The sequence below is a fragment of the Herbiconiux sp. VKM Ac-2851 genome, from assembly GCF_013205105.1.
GTDB classification, from domain to species: Bacteria; Actinomycetota; Actinomycetes; order Actinomycetales; family Microbacteriaceae; genus Herbiconiux; species Herbiconiux flava.
The window spans coordinates 751,316-767,069 of sequence record NZ_JABMLJ010000001.1 but is presented as its reverse complement, the minus strand read 5'-3'; the positions used below and the strand labels follow the sequence as shown (position 1 = coordinate 767,069).

At 70.7% G+C, this 15,754-nt stretch carries 12 protein-coding genes; 6 read left to right on the top strand and 6 right to left on the bottom strand.

Translation table 11 applies throughout. The features are described 5' to 3' along the window. Nucleotides 1–63: 63 nt before the first annotated feature. Nucleotides 64–486 carry an RDD family protein gene (locus HQQ85_RS03530; protein WP_173181104.1) on the top strand — a complete coding sequence of 141 codons (423 nt, stop codon included), beginning with the start codon at nucleotides 64–66 and terminating at the stop codon, nucleotides 484–486. Nucleotides 487–554: 68 nt separating this feature from the next. On the opposite strand, the gene HQQ85_RS03525 is transcribed toward HQQ85_RS03530, so the two are convergent. From HQQ85_RS03525 to HQQ85_RS03505, 5 genes are all read right to left on the bottom strand, one after another. Then, nucleotides 555–1,268: a DUF4191 domain-containing protein gene (locus HQQ85_RS03525; protein WP_173181103.1), complete on the bottom strand. Its 714-nt coding sequence runs from the start codon at nucleotides 1,266–1,268 to the stop codon at nucleotides 555–557. Between the two features lie 181 nt (nucleotides 1,269–1,449). Continuing rightward, a complete protein-coding gene (locus HQQ85_RS03520) occupies nucleotides 1,450–1,743 on the bottom strand; it encodes a hypothetical protein (protein ID WP_173181102.1) in 294 nt (97 codons plus the stop codon). A gap of 1,021 nt (nucleotides 1,744–2,764) precedes the next feature. Further along, nucleotides 2,765–4,267, bottom strand: a complete 1,503-nt coding sequence (sucB, locus tag HQQ85_RS03515) for a 2-oxoglutarate dehydrogenase, E2 component, dihydrolipoamide succinyltransferase (protein ID WP_173181101.1) — start codon at nucleotides 4,265–4,267, stop codon at nucleotides 2,765–2,767. 96 nt (nucleotides 4,268–4,363) lie between these two features. Continuing rightward, nucleotides 4,364–5,737, bottom strand: a complete 1,374-nt coding sequence (gene lpdA / locus HQQ85_RS03510) for a dihydrolipoyl dehydrogenase (RefSeq protein WP_173181100.1) — start codon at nucleotides 5,735–5,737, stop codon at nucleotides 4,364–4,366. Nucleotides 5,738–5,825: 88 nt separating this feature from the next. Beyond that, nucleotides 5,826–7,346 (bottom strand): leucyl aminopeptidase, encoded by a 1,521-nt coding sequence (locus HQQ85_RS03505; protein WP_173181099.1) that lies wholly within the window; start codon nucleotides 7,344–7,346, stop codon nucleotides 5,826–5,828. A 104-nt stretch (nucleotides 7,347–7,450) separates the two neighbouring features. Here HQQ85_RS03505 and HQQ85_RS03500 point away from each other — a divergent pair, with 104 nt between their 5' ends. From HQQ85_RS03500 to HQQ85_RS03480, 5 genes are all read left to right on the top strand, one after another. Further along, nucleotides 7,451–8,377 carry a proteasome assembly chaperone family protein gene (locus HQQ85_RS03500; RefSeq protein WP_173181098.1) on the top strand — a complete coding sequence of 309 codons (927 nt, stop codon included), beginning with the start codon at nucleotides 7,451–7,453 and terminating at the stop codon, nucleotides 8,375–8,377. 73 nt (nucleotides 8,378–8,450) lie between these two features. After that, complete coding sequence (locus tag HQQ85_RS03495) at nucleotides 8,451–9,764, top strand: MFS transporter (protein ID WP_173181097.1); 1,314 nt, start codon at nucleotides 8,451–8,453, stop codon at nucleotides 9,762–9,764. 216 nt (nucleotides 9,765–9,980) lie between these two features. Then, nucleotides 9,981–11,297: an RNA polymerase sigma factor gene (locus HQQ85_RS03490; protein ID WP_173181096.1), complete on the top strand. Its 1,317-nt coding sequence runs from the start codon at nucleotides 9,981–9,983 to the stop codon at nucleotides 11,295–11,297. A 4-nt stretch (nucleotides 11,298–11,301) separates the two neighbouring features. Then, nucleotides 11,302–12,666, top strand: a complete 1,365-nt coding sequence (locus tag HQQ85_RS03485; RefSeq protein ID WP_173181095.1) for a MurT ligase domain-containing protein — start codon at nucleotides 11,302–11,304, stop codon at nucleotides 12,664–12,666. Then, entirely contained in the window at nucleotides 12,663–13,427 is a 765-nt protein-coding gene (locus tag HQQ85_RS03480) for a type 1 glutamine amidotransferase (protein ID WP_173181094.1), read from the top strand. Before HQQ85_RS03485 ends, HQQ85_RS03480 begins: the two co-directional genes overlap by 4 nt. 89 nt (nucleotides 13,428–13,516) lie before the next feature. Here HQQ85_RS03480 and HQQ85_RS03475 read toward each other — a convergent pair whose 3' ends face one another. After that, nucleotides 13,517–15,604, bottom strand: coding sequence for a DNA topoisomerase IV subunit B (locus tag HQQ85_RS03475; RefSeq protein WP_173181093.1), 2,088 nt, complete (start codon nucleotides 15,602–15,604; stop codon nucleotides 13,517–13,519). Nucleotides 15,605–15,754: the final 150 nt, after the last annotated feature.

Here is a 15,754-nt window from a genome sequence, read left to right as displayed (position 1 = left end):
TGGGCGGATGCGCGTGCTCGGCGGGCTGGGCATCCGTTCACCCTTCGCCCCTAGGCTTGTGCGGTGACGTCTTCTGCACCACTCCCGCCCGGCGGGGCCGCCCCGAGCGACTGGCCGGGGGAGCGCCTCGGCCTGAACCGCGAGGGCCACGGTTCGATCGCCCGCCCCGGCCGCCGGATCGCCGCCCTCCTGATCGACTTCGCGCTCTGCTACGTGATCTACTTCGCGTTCTTCTTCGGCAGCGACTGGGCGAGCCTGTTGATCTTCCTGGTCGAGCAGATCGTGCTGCTCATCCTGCTCGGCGGGGGCGTCGGGCACCTGCTGCTGGGGCTGCGCCTGGTGCGGCTCGACGGGAGCTGGGCGGGGCGGTGGCGGCCGATCCTCCGCACCGTGCTGCTCGTGCTGATCATCCCGGCCGTGATCTGGGACTCGGATCAGCGGGGGCTGCACGACGTGTTCGCGGGGACGATGCTGATCAAGCGCTGAGCGGCTGGTTGTCCTACGACGAAGGCCCCGTCATGTGACGGGGCCTTCGGTCGTTCGGGGATGCGCGCTCAGCGGCCGCGCTGCGGGCGCATGCGCATCGGGTCGATGCCCTTGGGGATCGGCAGCGGCGACGACGACAGCGACGTCAGCCGGTTCGACACGGCGAGCACCTCGGGCTTGGTCAGCGTCGGCTTGATCTTCGCGAGGGTGCGCGGCACGCGGTGCAGCGGCACGGTGCCGGCGTCGGGGCCGACGTTGATGAAGGTCACGGGCACGTTCGGGAGGATGCGCAGCACCTTGCGCCGCTCGTCCTCCTGCATCTTGGTGGTGCGGGTCTTCGAGCCCTCGCCGATCAGCACGACACCGCCGCGGCCGACGGCACGGTAGACCGCATCCTGCGTCTTGCCGTTGACGGCGATGGGCATCTCGCTGCCGGTCCAGCTGCGGCGGAGCGAGCTGCGGAGCACGGCACCGACGGCCCCCGGCTGCCCCTCGATCTGCTTGTAGGCGGCCCGCTCGGCACGGCGGCCGAGGATGATCAGGGCGGCCAGCAGACCGGCGAGCACGCCCGCCAGGATCCACATCACCATTCCGAAGACGTTGCCGCCCGCGAGCACGAGCGCCAGCACGACGCCGACGATGACGGGCAGGGCGAAGCCGAGCGCCATGATCCACACCGCGTGGGAGTCGTAGCGGCGGGTCATCTTGAAGACCTGCCACATCTGCTTCAGACGGCCGGGCTCTTTGGGCTTCTTGGGGGTCTTCTCGGTGTTGCGTGCCATGACTCCAAGGATACGGGTTGGCACCGATGTCGGGGGCCACGTTCTCTGCGGGCGTGCGCGCTTCCTGCACAGGTGGCTCCGGATGCTCGTTCCTCCCCAGATCTCCCCGCAGCCATCGCGGCTGCCGAGTGCTGCGGCACGCTTCTGGCATGACCTCACTCGCACCACCCCTCGTCCCCGGCTACCGTCTCGCCGAGCTCGTGGCGGTGGGGGAGCGGGCGAACGTGTTCCGGGCGCATTCGGTGGCCGACCCGCGGGCGACGGTGATCGTCAAGGTGTGGGTTCCGGATGCCCGGGCCGCCTGCCGCGCGGAGTGCGAAGTGCTGGCGCGGCATCCGGTCGCGGCCATGCCGACGCTCGTGGCGTGCCTCCGCACCGCGCACGACGACCCCGTCACGGTGATGTCGCTCGTGCCGGGCCGCCCGACCGACCCGTCGGCGCTGCCCCCGGTGGCTGCGCGCTCCCTCGCCCGCACCGTCGCCGCCCTCCACGCGATCGGGATCGCGCACGGGGCGCTCGACCGCTCGACCCTGCTGGTCGACGCTTCCGGCGGGTTGGGCGTCGTGGGGTTCGGGCACTCGGTGATGCTCGACGGGCCTGAGATCGCACGGACGGGCGCCGGGCGCGCGGACTACGAGGCTGCTCGGGCGGCCGACCTGCGGGTGCTGCTCGCGGTGGCGCGGGGCGGTGCGAGCGGAGTCCGTGATGCGGGAGCCGAGCCCAGCGCGGAGGTCGGTAGCGCGGCGGTGGGTGGGGCCGGCCGTGATCCGTGGCGGCCGGTCGTGGTGGAGCCGGGCGAGGCACCTGAGCTGCAGTTCGTCGAGACGCTGGAGCCGGCCGTGCTCGCGGTGCGGGAGACCTGGGCGGCCGTACGGCGTTCGGTGCGGTCTCGCGGGAGGCGTGCAGTGGAGGGCCGCCACCGGCGGATCGCACTGGTGGTGGGTGCGATGGTGGCGGTGGCCGCGGCGGTGGTCGCGATGCTCCTGCCGCCCGGAGACGGGGGAGCCACTGCCGTCACCGGTTCAGCACCGACCCCGTCGGTGGAGCCCCCGGCCGCGATCGCCCGACCCTCGGCCGAGAACGGCGACCGTGTGAGCGAAGACGGAGCCGGCTACGCCGACCCGTCCGCGGATCCGGTGGCTGCCGCGATAGCGCTGCTGTCCGTCAGGGCGGCGTGCCTCGGTGCGGGGGCAGGGGCGGACGAGTGCCTCACGGACATCGAGAGTCGCGATTCACCGGCGTTCGCCCGGGACCGAGCCCTCGTCGCGACGGTGGGCGGAGCGGACCCGCTGGCAGGAAGGGTCGGCGAGGTCGAGGTCGTGCAGGACTTCGGCGGGCTCGTGCTGCTGCGAGCCGTGGTGACCCGCGGGGCCCCGGGTGTGGCTGCCGGGGCGGGCGCGGGTGGGGCGGGAACGGCGAAGCCGGTCTCGCTCCTCGTGGTGAGGGGCGAGACCGGCTTCAGGATCCGCTCGTACGAGCTGAGCGCGACCGCGGGGTCAGATGCCGAGGTCGGCCTGGAAGGCGCCCTCTTCGAGGCGGTTCTTGACCGCGCTGAGGAAGCGGGCGGCGTCGGCGCCGTCGACGATGCGGTGGTCGTAGCTCAGGGCGAGGTACACCATCGAGCGCACCGCGATGGCGTCGGCTCCGTCGACCTTCACGATCGCCGGCTTCTTCACGACCGCGCCGGTGCCGAGGATGGCGACCTGCGGGAGGAAGACGAGCGGCGTGTCGAACAGCGCGCCGCGCGAACCGGTGTTGGTGAGGGTGAAGGTGCCGCCGGCCAGCTCGTCGGGCTTCAGCTTGTTGTCGCGGGTGCGCGCAGCGAGGTCGGCGATCTGGGCCGCGAAGCCCGCGATGTCGAGGTCGCCGGCGTTCTTCACCACGGGGGTGAGGAGACCGCGCTCGGTGTCGACCGCGATGCTGATGCTCTCGTGGTCGGGGTAGACGATGCTGTCACCGTCGACCGTGGCGTTGATGATCGGGAACGCCTTGAGCGCCTCGGCCGCGGCCAGGGCGAAGAACGGCAGGAAGGAGAGCTTCTGTCCGGTCTTCTCCAGGAACGAGCCCTTCACCGAGTCACGGAACGCCGCGACCTTGGTGACGTCGACCTCGACCACCGTGGTCAGCTGCGCCGACGCCTGCATCGAGGCCACGGCGCGCTCGGCGACGACCTTGCGGAGACGCGACATCGGCTGCGTGGTGCCCCGCAGCGGCGAGGTCTCGAGCTTGGTGCTCGGGGCCGGCGCCTCGGTGGCGGCCGGAGCGGCAGCGGGGGCCTTGGCGGCCTCGGCCGCGGCGAGCACGTCCTCCTTGCGGATGCGGCCGCCGACGCCCGAACCGGTGACGGTCGAGAGGTCGATGCCCTGGTCGTGGGCGAGCTTGCGCACCAGCGGCGTGACGTAGCCGGCGTTCGGACCGGACGGCGCGGCGGCCGCCTCGGCCGGAGCAGCGGGTGCCGGGGCGGCGGCAGGAGCGGGCGCGGCGGCGACCGGAGCCGGGGTGGCAGCGGGAGCCGGGGCAGCGGCGGGAGCGGCGGCGACCGGGGCGGGCGCCGGGGTCTCCTGCACGGGCTCGGGAGCGGACGGAGCGGGCTCCTCGGCGGGGGCCGGCGCGTCGACGGAGGGCGTGACGACCTCCTCGGGCTTCTCCTCGGCGGGAGCAGCCGGAGCCGGCTCCGCGGGAGCAGCTGCCTCGGCGGGGGCCGCAGGGGCCTCCTCGGCGGGAGCCTCGGCCGGGGCCGGGGCGGCGTCGCCGCCACCGGAGCCGTCGCCGATGCGCACCAGCGCGGTGCCGACCTCCACGGTCTCGTCCTCCTGGACGAGGATCTCCTCGATCACGCCCGCGACGGGCGACGGGATCTCGGTGTCGACCTTGTCGGTCGAGACCTCGAGAAGGGGCTCGTCAACTTCGACGCGATCGCCGACGTTCTTGAGCCACCGGGTGACCGTTCCTTCGGTGACACTCTCACCGAGTGCGGGAAGGTTGACGGATTCGCTCATGACCTTTGTCTCCTTATGGAACAGTTCGTATTCAGCCTAGTCGGCACGGTGGTTGGGGGCACGTGCCCGGTCGGCGTGGCCCGGAGGCCCGCTCGATCAGATCGCGTGCAGGGGCTTTCCGGCCAATGCGAGGTGCGCCTCGCCGAGCGCCTCGTTCTGCGTGGGGTGCGCGTGCACCAGCGAGGCGACGTCTTCGGGGTAGGCCTCCCAGTTCACGATCAGCTGGCCTTCGCCGATCAGCTCGCCCACACGGGCGCCGATCATGTGGATTCCGATGACGGGGCCGTCGTTGAGACGCACGACCTTCACAGATCCGGTGGTGCCGATGATGTGGCTCTTGCCGTTGCCGGCCAGGTTGTAGTCGTAGGACGAGATCTTCTCGTCGCCGTACTTCTCCTTGGCCTTGGCCTCGGTGAGGCCGACCGAGGCGACCTCGGGGTCGGAGTAGGTGACCTTGGGGATGTTCACGTCCTCGACGACCTGCGGCTTCAGGCCCGCGATCTCCTCGGCCACGAAGATGCCCTGCTGGAAGCCGCGGTGGGCGAGCTGCAGCCCGGGCACGATGTCGCCGACGGCGTAGACGCCGGGCACGCTGGTCTGCAGGCGGTGGTCGGTGATGACGAAGCCGCGGTCGACCTTCACGCCGGCCTCCTCGAAGCCGAGCCCGGCGGTCGCCGGGCCGCGCCCGACGGCGACGAGCAGCAGGTCGCCCTCGAAGGTCTTGCCGTCCTCGAGCGAGACGACGACGCCGTTCTCGTCCTGCGTGACGCCCGAGAAGCGGGTGCCGAGGTTGAAGGCGATGCCACGCTTGCGGAAGGCGCGCTCGAACTGCTTCGAGATCGCCTCGTCCTCGTTCGGCACCAGGTGGGGGAGCGCCTCGACGATCGTCACGTCGACGCCGAACGACTTCCAGACGCTCGCGAACTCGACGCCGATGACGCCGCCGCCCAGGATGACGACCTTGTTCGGGATGAAGTCGAGCGCGAGGGCCTGCTCGGAGGTGATGACCCGGCCGCCGATGTCGAGGCCCGGCAGGGTGCGCGAGTAGGAGCCGGTGGCGAGCACGATCTTGCCGCCCGTGATGGTCTGGTCGCCGACCTGCACCGTGGTGGGGGAGGTCAGGCGGCCTTCGCCGGCGATCGTGGTGATGCCGCGGGCCTTGACGAGCCCCTCGAGGCCCTTGTACTTCGAGGCGACGATGCCCTCGCGGTAGGCCGTGACCGCTGCGATGTCGATGCCGCCGAAGGTGGTGTTCACGCCGTACTTCGCCGACTCGCGCGAGACGTCGGCGACCTCGGCCGAGTGCAGGAGCGCCTTGGTCGGGATGCAGCCGCGGTGCAGGCACGTACCGCCCACTTTGTCCTTCTCGATCATCGCGACCGTGAAGCCCAGCTGGCTGGCCCGCAGGGCGGCTGCATAGCCACCGCTGCCGCCGCCGAGAACCACAATGTCAAAATTCTGTTCCGACACCTAGCAACTCCCTCGTGCATAGAGATCCAGGCCCGCATGCGTGGGTGGGCATGGAAGAAGGGCGATTTTTTTCGCCCTTACGACCTTACTACGCGCGGGAGAAGGCCTCGGCAAGGCGGAGCAGGGTGCGGACCGTCACACCGGTCGGGCCCTTGACGGTGTAGCCGTAGCCGCCGTCCTTGTTCTGGGCGGGGCCGGCGATGTCCAGGTGAGCCCAGGGGATCGTCACGCCGGCGTCGTCCTTGCCGACGAAGTCCTTGAGGAACACACCGGCGACGAGCATCCCGCCGGCGGTGTTGCCCGGCTTGACGTTCGCGATGTCCGCGATGTCCGAGGCGAGCAGCGGGCGCAGCTCCTCGGGCAGCGGCATCGGCCAGATCTTCTCGCCGGCGGCGTCGGCCGCCTGCAGCACCTGGTCGATCAGGCGCTCGTCGCCCATGGCGGCGGTGTAGCGGTTGCCGAGGGCCACGACGGCGGCCCCGGTCAGGGTCGCGACGTCGATGATCGCGTCGGGCTTCTCCTCGCTCGCGGCGACGAGTCCGTCGGCCATCACGAGCCGTCCCTCGGCGTCGGTGTTGAGCACTTCGACGGTGCGCCCGCCGCGGATGGTGAGCACGTCGCCGGGGCGGATCGCCACGCCTGAGGGCATGTTCTCGGCCAGGCAGAGCCACGCGGTGAGCCGCACGGGCAGATCGAGCCGGGCGGCGGCGAGCACCGCCGCGAGCACCGTGGCCGATCCGGCCATGTCGTACTTCATGCCGATCATCGACACCGGCGGCTTCAGCGAGAGCCCGCCCGTGTCGAAGGTGATGCCCTTGCCCACGAGGGCGATGTGCTTCTCGGCCGCAGCCGGGTGGTACGAGACCTTCACCAGGCGCGGCGGCCGGGCGGAGCCCTGGCCGACACCGGCGATGCCGCCGAAGCCCTGCGCCACGAGCTGCTCCTCGTCCCACACGGCGACCTCGATCGGCAGGCCCTCGACGAGCTCCTGTACCTTGTCGGCGTAGTTCGCGGGGTAGAGGTCGAGCGCCGGCACGTTCACGAGGTCGCGCACGAGCTCGACGGCCTCGGCGGACGTGCGGGCCCGCTCCAGAGCCGTCGCCGCGTCCTCCGCGGCGAGCGCACCGTGCACCACCTCGATGCGGCGGGGAGCCACCGGCTCCTCGGAGCTGGTGCCGGTTCCCCGGTAGTCGGTGTAGTCGTACGAGCCGAGTCCCGCTCCCTCGGCGACGGCCTCGAGCTCCGCGGGGGTCTCGACACCGAAGTCGAGCACGACGGGCGCGGAGCCGGTGGCGCGACGGCCCGCGACGCCCGCGGCGTAGCGAAGGGCCTCGAGGTCGGGTTCGGCGGTTCCCAGGCCCACGACGGCCACGGCCTTCGCCGTGACGCCGGCGGGGGCAGGCAGCCGCACGAACTCGTCCTTCTTGCCCCCGAAGGCCACCGCCTCCAGCGACGCCTCGAGGGCGGCCTCGATCTCGGTGCCGAACGAGGCGCCGAGCGAACCGCGCACCGAGACCTCACCGTCCGCGGTGGAGGCGGCGACGACGAGCACCTCCTCCTCGGTGAGCTGCTGGTCGGGGGAGCGGAGGGAGATCGAGGCCGAAGTCATCCCGCCAGCCTAACCGGGCTCCTCCGGCTATTCCCGATCCGTGTTCGCTCTGGGCATGCGACCCGCGCCCGAGCCGCGCGAGCGCTCCCGATTAGAGTTGGGGCATGGAAAATCCGAGCGGTCTCTATGACGTCGTGGCCGAACCGGGTCTCGTGCCCGACGGGCTCCAGCTCGTCGCCGCTCTGTCGGGCTTCACCGACGCCGGCGGCGCCGTGGCGCAGTTCGGCGAGTACCTCCTCGACACGCTCGAGTCGACGGTCGTGGCGGAGTTCGACCCCGACATCCTGCTCGACTACCGGGCCCGACGCCCGATCATCACCTTCGATCAGGACCACATCAGCGACTACCAGCCGCAGGCCCTCCGCCTGCACCTGATGACCGACGAGATCGGCCAGCGCTTCCTGTTCCTCAACGGCTTCGAGCCCGACTTCCAGTGGGAGCGCTTCTCGGCCGCCGTGATCGAGCTCGTGCACCGCTTCTCGGTGAGCACCACCACGTGGGTGCACGCCATCCCGATGCCCGTGCCGCACACCCGTCCCGTGCGCGTCACGGTCAGCGGCAACCGGAGCGAGCTGATCGACGCCCTCTCGGTCTGGAAGCCCACGACCCAGGCGCCGGCGAACGCCCTCCACCTCGTGGAGTACCGCCTGCAGGAGCTGGGGCATCCGATCGCCGGCTTCGTGCTGCTCGTGCCGCACTACCTCGCCGACACCGAGTACCCCACCGCCGCGCTCGTGGCGGTCGAGAGCGTCAGCGCCGCCACCAGCCTGATCTTCCCCACCGACCGTCTCCGCGAGGAGGGCCGGGTGTTCGTCGGCAAGATCGACGAGCAGGTGCAGTCCAACACCGAGCTCGCCCGCCTGGTGTCGACGCTCGAGGAGCGGCACGACACCTACATGGAGGGCAACGGCACGCGCTCCCCGCTCACCGACGTCGACGGCGAGCTGCCCTCGGCCGACGAGATCGCCGACGAGCTCGAGCGCTTCCTCGCGGGCAACCGCCTGGGCGACGACGACACCCGCTCCGCCTGACGCGGCCCCGCTCCGCCCGACGACGACACCCGCTCCGACTGAGCCCTGACCGCTCCGGAGTAGCATTGGCGCAGTGAACTCCCGCCGCTCCTGGATCGTCTTCGCGGTCGGCGTGTTCGCCTACATGGCGGCGGTGCTCCAGCGCTCCACCCTCGGCGTCGCCGGGGTCGACGCGGCCGAGCGCTTCGAGACCTCCGCCGCCCTGCTCTCGGCCCTCGCCGTGCTCCAGCTGGTGGTCTACGCCGGCCTGCAGATCCCGATCGGGCTGCTGATCGACCGCGTCGGCCCGAAGCTCCTGATCACCACCGGCTCCGCGATCATGGTGATCGGCCAGCTCGTGCTCGCCTTCGCTCCGTCGATCGGCATCGCGATCGCCGGGCGCATCCTGGTCGGAGCCGGCGACGCCGCGGTCTTCATCTCGCTGATCCGGCTGATCAACTCGTGGTTCCAGGGCCGCAGCGTTCCGCTGCTGTCGCAGTGGACGGGCAACATCGGGGCGATCGGCCAGATCCTGAGCGCCCTGCCCTTCGCGTGGGTGCTGCACAACGTCGGCTGGACCCCGGCCTTCGCGGCCGCCGCGTCCCTCTCCTTCGCCGGCTTCGTGCTCGGCGTCGCGTTCCTCGCCGACCGTCCGGCCGACGTGCCCGAGCAGCCCCGTGTTGCCTCGGTGAAGGATGCGGTGCGCGGCCTCGGCACGACCCTCAAGCGACCCGGCACCCAGTTGGGCTTCTGGTCGCACTACGTCACCCAGTCCTCCGGCACCGCGTTCGCGCTGTTCTGGGGGTTCCCATTTTTGGTGTCGGCCGTCGGGATCGCGCAGGGCACCGCATCCGTTCTCTTGGTGGTGATCGTGCTCACGGGGCTCGTGGCCGGGCCGATCCTCGGCATCCTCACCGCGCGCTTCCCGCTGCGTCGCTCCAACCTCGTGCTCGGCATCACCGCGACCCTCGGGCTCGTCTGGGCGGCCGTGCTGCTCTGGCCGGGCGTGCCCCCGTTCTGGCTGATCGTGCTGCTCGTCGTCTCGATGGGCGTCGGCGGCCCCGGCTCCCTGATCGGCTTCGACTTCGCCCGCTCGTTCAACCCGATCCGCTCGCTCGGCTCCGCGAACGGGATCGTCAACGTGGGCGGCTTCACCGCGAGCTTCGTGATCATGTTCCTGATCGGCGTCATCCTCGACGCGCAGTTCGACGCCGGTTGGAGCGGTTCGCTCTACGACCTCGACGCCTTCCGGCTGGCCTTCTCGGTGCAGTACCTCGTGATCGGCTTCGGGGTCGTGATGCTGCTCCGGGCGAGGCGTCGTACCCGCCGCAAGATGGAGGAGGACGAGGGAATATCCGTGGGCCCCATCTGGGTTGCACTCCTCAGGAAGTGGAAGCGGAGAGGGTGAACCGTCGGGGGCGAGACGGTGAGCGGTCTTCCGTTTCCGTGCAATAATTGATATGAAGACCCGTTCCTGTGCACGGTCGCAGCGCCTCCTCCGGCTGCGAGAAACCGGCACTTGACATGGGTCTTAGTACTGTCCAAAAACATCTTCACGCAGTGGGCCCCTCCGCCCGGAGCCACGAGCTCGATCCGCCCGCCGCGTGGCGTGAAAGGTGAACTAATGGCCACCCCCAAGTCCGCAGACACCCTCGAGAAGGCGACGACGCCCGACGAGGTCGAGACCGCGGCTCCCGCCGCCAAGCGGCCCGCCGCGAAGGCGAAGCCGGCCACCAAGGCCGCCGCGAAGCCGAAGACGGCGGCGAAGGCTGCGCCCAAGCGCGCCACCAAGGCCAAGGCCTCCGACGACGACGAGGCCGAGCCCGACGAGGAGACCGAGGTCGAGGTCGACGTCGAGGCCGACACCGAGGTGGTCGCCGAGGGCGACACCGAGGCCGGCGACACCGACGGCGACGACGACAAGGCCACCAAGCCCGCCGCCGCCGAGGAGACCCTGCCGACCGGCGCGCTGGTGCTCTCGCTCGTCGACGACGAGGACGAGGTGCCGGTCTACTCCAGCACCATCACCGGCGCCACCGCCGACCCCGTCAAGGACTACCTGAAGCAGATCGGCAAGGTCGCCCTGCTGAACGCGGCCGAGGAGGTCGAGCTCGCCATGCGCATCGAGGCGGGCCTGTTCGCCGAGGACAAGCTGGCCAACACCGACAACCTCAGCCCGCAGGCCAAGCGCGAGCTGCAGTGGGTCGCGAAAGACGGCCAGCGCGCCAAGAGCCACCTGCTGGGCGCCAACCTCCGCCTCGTCGTGTCGCTCGCCAAGCGCTACACCGGTCGCGGCATGCAGTTCCTCGACCTGATCCAGGAGGGCAACCTCGGCCTCATCCGTGCGGTCGAGAAGTTCGACTACACCAAGGGCTTCAAGTTCTCGACCTACGCCACGTGGTGGATCCGTCAGGCCATCACCCGCGCCATGGCCGACCAGGCCCGCACCATCCGCATCCCCGTGCACATGGTCGAGGTCATCAACAAGCTCGCCCGCGTGCAGCGCCAGATGCTGCAGGACCTGGGTCGCGAGCCCACGCCCGAGGAGCTCAGCCGCGAGCTCGACATGACGCCCGAGAAGGTCGTCGAGGTGCAGAAGTACGGCCGCGAGCCCATCTCGCTGCACACGCCCCTGGGTGAAGACGGCGACAGCGAGTTCGGCGACCTGATCGAAGACACCGAGGCGGTCGTGCCGGCCGACGCGGTGGGCTTCACCATGCTGCAGAAGCAGCTGGAGTCGCTGCTCGACTCGCTCTCCGAGCGCGAGGCCGGCGTCATCCGCATGCGCTTCGGCCTGGGCGACGGCATGCCGAAGACCCTCGACCAGATCGGCGACACCTTCGGGGTCACCCGTGAGCGCATCCGCCAGATCGAGTCGAAGACCATGGCCAAGCTCCGCCACCCGTCCCGCTCGCAGTCGCTCCGCGACTACCTCGAGTAGGCCGGTGACAGTCCGCACCACGGCCGCCGTCCTCGTCGGACGGGCCGTCCGGGTCGCCGCACGCCTCCGCGGCGGCGGCTCGGCCATCCCCGGCAACATCGCCCTGCGCATCGATCCGGGCTTCCTCGAGCGCACCATCGCCGCCATCCCCGACGGCGTCGTCGCGGTGTCGGGCTCGAACGGCAAGTCGACCACCACGAACATGCTGGCGGCGATCATCCGGGCACACGGCCTGAAGGTCTTCACCAACCCCTCGGGCGGCAACCTCCCGCAGGGCATCGCGTCGGCCCTCCTCTCCAAGGTGTCGGTGGGCGGCCGGCTCGACGCCGACATCGCGATCCTCGAGGTCGACGAGGGCTACGGCACCCGGCTCGCCGAGCTGCTGAAGCCCAAGACCGTGCTGCTGCTGAACATCCAGATCGACCAGCTGAACCGCTACCACGAGCCCGACCGCGTCGCCGCGATGCTGGCCCGGGTCGCGGCCACGTCCACCGACGGTCTCATCCTCAACCGGGAGGACAACTTCCTGGTCGACCTCGACACCCGCATCCCCGCCTACTTCGGCCGCGCGGTGTCGTTCTTCGGCGGCCTGCCCGAGCTCGTCGAGCCCGCCAGCCACGGCGTCGCCTCGGCCGACCGCTTCGGCGACACCGGCGCGAAGCCCGGCTCCCGGCCGGCCGCGGTCGAGGTGGTGGCCCTCACCGGCAGCCGCGCGACCCTGGCCATCGAGAAGGCGACGCTCGACGCGAGCCCCACAGCGCCTTCGGCGGGGTCGACGGATGCGGTGGCCGGCCCGTACGACGATCGCACCCTGATCGAGGTCAAGCTCCCGTCCCGCGGGCTGCACTACGCACTCGACGCGGCCGGTGCCGCCGCCACCGCCCGCAGCGTGCTCGGCGACCGCTTCCGGCCGGAGCTCGTCAGCCAGGCGCTCGACTCCCTCGCCACGGTCTACGGGCGCGGGGAGATGCTCGTCGTCGACGGCGAGCAGATCGAGATCATCATGATGAAGAACCCGGCGAGCCTGCAGCTCAACCTCGACTCGCTCGAGTCGGCGCCCGAGCAGGTCTTCCTCGCGGTCGACGAGGGCACGCCCGACCCGTCGTGGATCTGGGACATCGACTTCTCGGCCCTCGACCACGTCGACGGCATCACGGGCTCGAAGGCCTGGCAGTTCGCCACGCGTTTCGGCTACCTCGGCGTCCCCGTCGGCTCGGTCGACCTCGACGTGCGCGCGGCGCTGAAGGCGTTCCTCGCGCTTCCGAAGCCGGCGACCGGACACAAGGTGATGATCCTGAACTACGAGCAGATGATGGGCATCCGCAAGATCCTGGGCTTCAAGGAGCTCGAGGGCGGGGGAGCGGCATGAGCGCGGCCTCGAAGGGCGCTCTGCGCATCCTGCACCTGTTCCCCCGGCTGCTCGGCCTGAACGGCGAGGGCGGCAACGTCGAGATCCTGAGACTCCGCGCCGAGTGGCGCGGGCTCCCCGTCGATGTGCTGAGCTACGACGGCCCGGATGACGGCGCCGTGCGAGCGCGGTTCGACGACGCCGATCTGGTGTTCATCGGCAGCGGCCCCGTCTCGGCCGAGCTGATCGCGCATCCGCTCGTGCAGGGCATCGCCGGTGACCTGCGGGCGCTGGCCGACGACGGCCGGCCCTTCCTCGCCGTCGGCGCAGGCTTCCAGCTGCTCGGGCAGACCATCGCGCTCGAGTCGGGCCAGGTGCTCGAGGGCGCCTCGGTGTTCCCCGTCGCGACCCGCCACGGCGGAACCCGCGTGGTGGGCGACTTCGTGCTCGAGTCGCCGCGGATCGGCCCCATCGTGGGCTTCGAGAACCGCGGCTCCTTCGTCGACGTCGGCCCGCACGGCACCCTGGGGCGCGTGGTCTACGGTCGCGGAAACACCGAGACGCCGGGCGAGGAGGGCTTCTGGGAGGACAACCTGCTGGGCACCCACCTGCACGGACCGGTGCTGGCGAACAACCCGGCCCTCGCCGACTCGCTGCTCGACACGGCGCGCCTGCGCCGCGGCCTCGAGTACACCGACCCGGCTCCCGAGTCGCTGCGTCTCGTCGACGAGCGCGCCCGCAGCGCCCGCGCCACCATCGCGGCCGCCCCCCTCTCCGAGTAGAACCTCCCTCCTGGCGAGTCGCCGAAAACCGTCCCATCCGGCGCGGGTGAGGACGGTTTCTGGCGAGTCGCGAGGAGGCCGGGCTCGGGTCAGACGTCGATGCGGTCGCGGGAGAGCTTGTCGGAGCCCGCGATGATGAACTCCTTGCGCGGCGGAACCTCGTCGCCCATCAGCAGCTCGAACATCCGCTCGGCCACGGCCGCGTCGGCCACGTTCACCCGGCGCAGGGTGCGGTAGCGCTTGTCCATCGTGGTCGAGGCGAGCTGATCGGCATCCATCTCGCCGAGGCCCTTGTAGCGCTGGATCGGGTCCTGATAGCGGCGGTTCGACTTCTTCAGCTGCGCCAGCACACCGTTCAGCTCGGCCTCGGAGTAGGTGTAGATCGTCTCGTTCGGCTTCGAACCGGGGTTGATCGCGACCACGCGGTGCAGCGGGGGCACGGCGGCGTACACCCGGCCGTCCTCGATCAGCGGCCGCATGTAGCGGAAGAACAGCGTCAGCAGCAGGGTGCGGATGTGCGCCCCGTCGACGTCGGCGTCGCTCATCAGGATGATCTTGCCGTAGCGCGCGGCCGAGAGATCGAACGAGCGGCCCGACCCGGCGCCGATCACCTGGATGATCGACGCGCACTCGGCGTTCGAGAGCATGTCGGCGATCGACGCCTTCTGCACGTTCAGGATCTTGCCGCGGATGGGCAGCAGCGCCTGGAACTCGCTCGAGCGCGCGAGCTTCGCGGTGCCGAGCGCCGAGTCGCCCTCGACGATGAACAGCTCGCTCTGCGCGACATCGGAGGAACGGCAGTCGACGAGTTTGGCCGGCAGCGACGAGCTCTCGAGCGCGTTCTTGCGGCGCTGGGTCTCCTTGTGGGCGCGGGCCGAGATGCGCGACTTCATCTCGGCGACGACCTTGTCGAGCACCAGGGAGGCCTGGGTCTTGTCGTCGCGCTTGGTCGAGGAGAAGCGCTCGGAGAGGCCCTTCGTGACCACCTGCGAGACGATGTTCCGCACGGCGGGGGTGCCGAGCACCTCCTTGGTCTGGCCCTCGAACTGCGGCTCGGGCAGGCGCACGGTGAGCACCGCGGTGAGGCCGGCCAGCACGTCGTCTTTCTCGAGCTTGTCGTTGCCGACCTTGAGCCGGCGTGCGTTCGCCTCGACCGTCTGCCGCAGGAACTTCAGCAGCCCGGCCTCGAAGCCGGTCTGGTGCGTGCCGCCCTTGGGCGTCGAGATGATGTTGACGAAGCTCTTGAACGAGGTGTCGTAGCCGATGCCCCAGCGAAGGGCCAGGTCGACCTCGCACTCGCGGCGCAGCTCGGTCGGCAGCATCGCGCCCGACTCCGAGAGCACGGGCACCGTCTCGGTGAAGGTGCCGGAGCCCTGGATGCGCCAGACGTCGGTGACCGGGGCGTCGGCGGCAAGGTGCTCGACGAACTCCGAGATGCCGCCCTCGTAGCGGAACGACTCCCGGCGCGGCTCCTCGCCGCGCTCGTCGTCGATCTCGATGGCGAGGCCCGGCACGAGGAACGCGGTCTGCCGCGCCCGCACCACCAGGTCGTCGGTCTGGAACTCGGCGCCCTTGGTGAAGATCTGCCGGTCGGCCCAGTAGCGCACCCGCGTGCCGGTGACGCCGCGCTTCACCTTGCCGACCACGCGCAGCTCGCTCTGCTTCTCGAACGGCGTGAACGGCGCATCCGGGCTCGGCTCACCGCCCTGGTCGTCGAAGATGCCGGGCTCGCCCCGGTGGAACGACATCGCCCAGACCTTGCCGTCGCGGTCGACCTCGACGTCGAGCCGCTCCGAGAGGGCGTTCACGACGGATGCTCCGACGCCGTGCAGCCCGCCGGACGCCGCGTAGGAGCCGGAGCCGAACTTGCCGCCTGCGTGCAGCTTCGTGAACACGACCTCCACGCCCGAGAGCCCCGTCTTGGGCTCGATGTCGACGGGGATGCCGCGGGCCGTGTCGCGCACCTCGACGCTGCCGTCGCCGCGGAGCACGATGTCGATGGAGCTGCCGTGCCCGCCGAGGGCCTCGTCGACCGCGTTGTCGATGATCTCCCAGAGGCAGTGCATGAGGCCGCGGGAGTCGGTGGAGCCGATGTACATGCCGGGGCGCTTGCGCACGGCCTCGAGCCCCTCGAGGACGGACAGATGCCGGGCAGAGTAGTCGGACGGTGTGGCCACCGGGTCTCCTTCGTGGTTCGCGGAGAGCACGTCGGCCTCCTCATCCAGCGTAATCGCTGGGCATCGCCCTCCTGCCGCGCCACACCAGGCCCCTCAGACCTGACGGCCCGAGCTCCGGATGCACGGTACGCGCAGAGCGAAACACGGGGC

What these genes read in the sequence shown, in the direction of transcription:
- HQQ85_RS03480 (WP_173181094.1), top strand. Translation starts at nt 12,663, where the DNA reads ATGAGCGCGGCCTCGAAGGGCGCTCTGCGCATCCTGCACCTGTTCCCC.
- sucB (WP_173181101.1), bottom strand. Translation starts at nt 4,267, where the DNA reads ATGAGCGAATCCGTCAACCTTCCCGCACTCGGTGAGAGTGTCACCGAA.
- HQQ85_RS03505 (WP_173181099.1), bottom strand. Translation starts at nt 7,346, where the DNA reads ATGACTTCGGCCTCGATCTCCCTCCGCTCCCCCGACCAGCAGCTCACC.
- HQQ85_RS03525 (WP_173181103.1), bottom strand. Translation starts at nt 1,268, where the DNA reads ATGGCACGCAACACCGAGAAGACCCCCAAGAAGCCCAAAGAGCCCGGC.
- HQQ85_RS03500 (WP_173181098.1), top strand. Translation starts at nt 7,451, where the DNA reads ATGGAAAATCCGAGCGGTCTCTATGACGTCGTGGCCGAACCGGGTCTC.
- HQQ85_RS03490 (WP_173181096.1), top strand. Translation starts at nt 9,981, where the DNA reads ATGGCCACCCCCAAGTCCGCAGACACCCTCGAGAAGGCGACGACGCCC.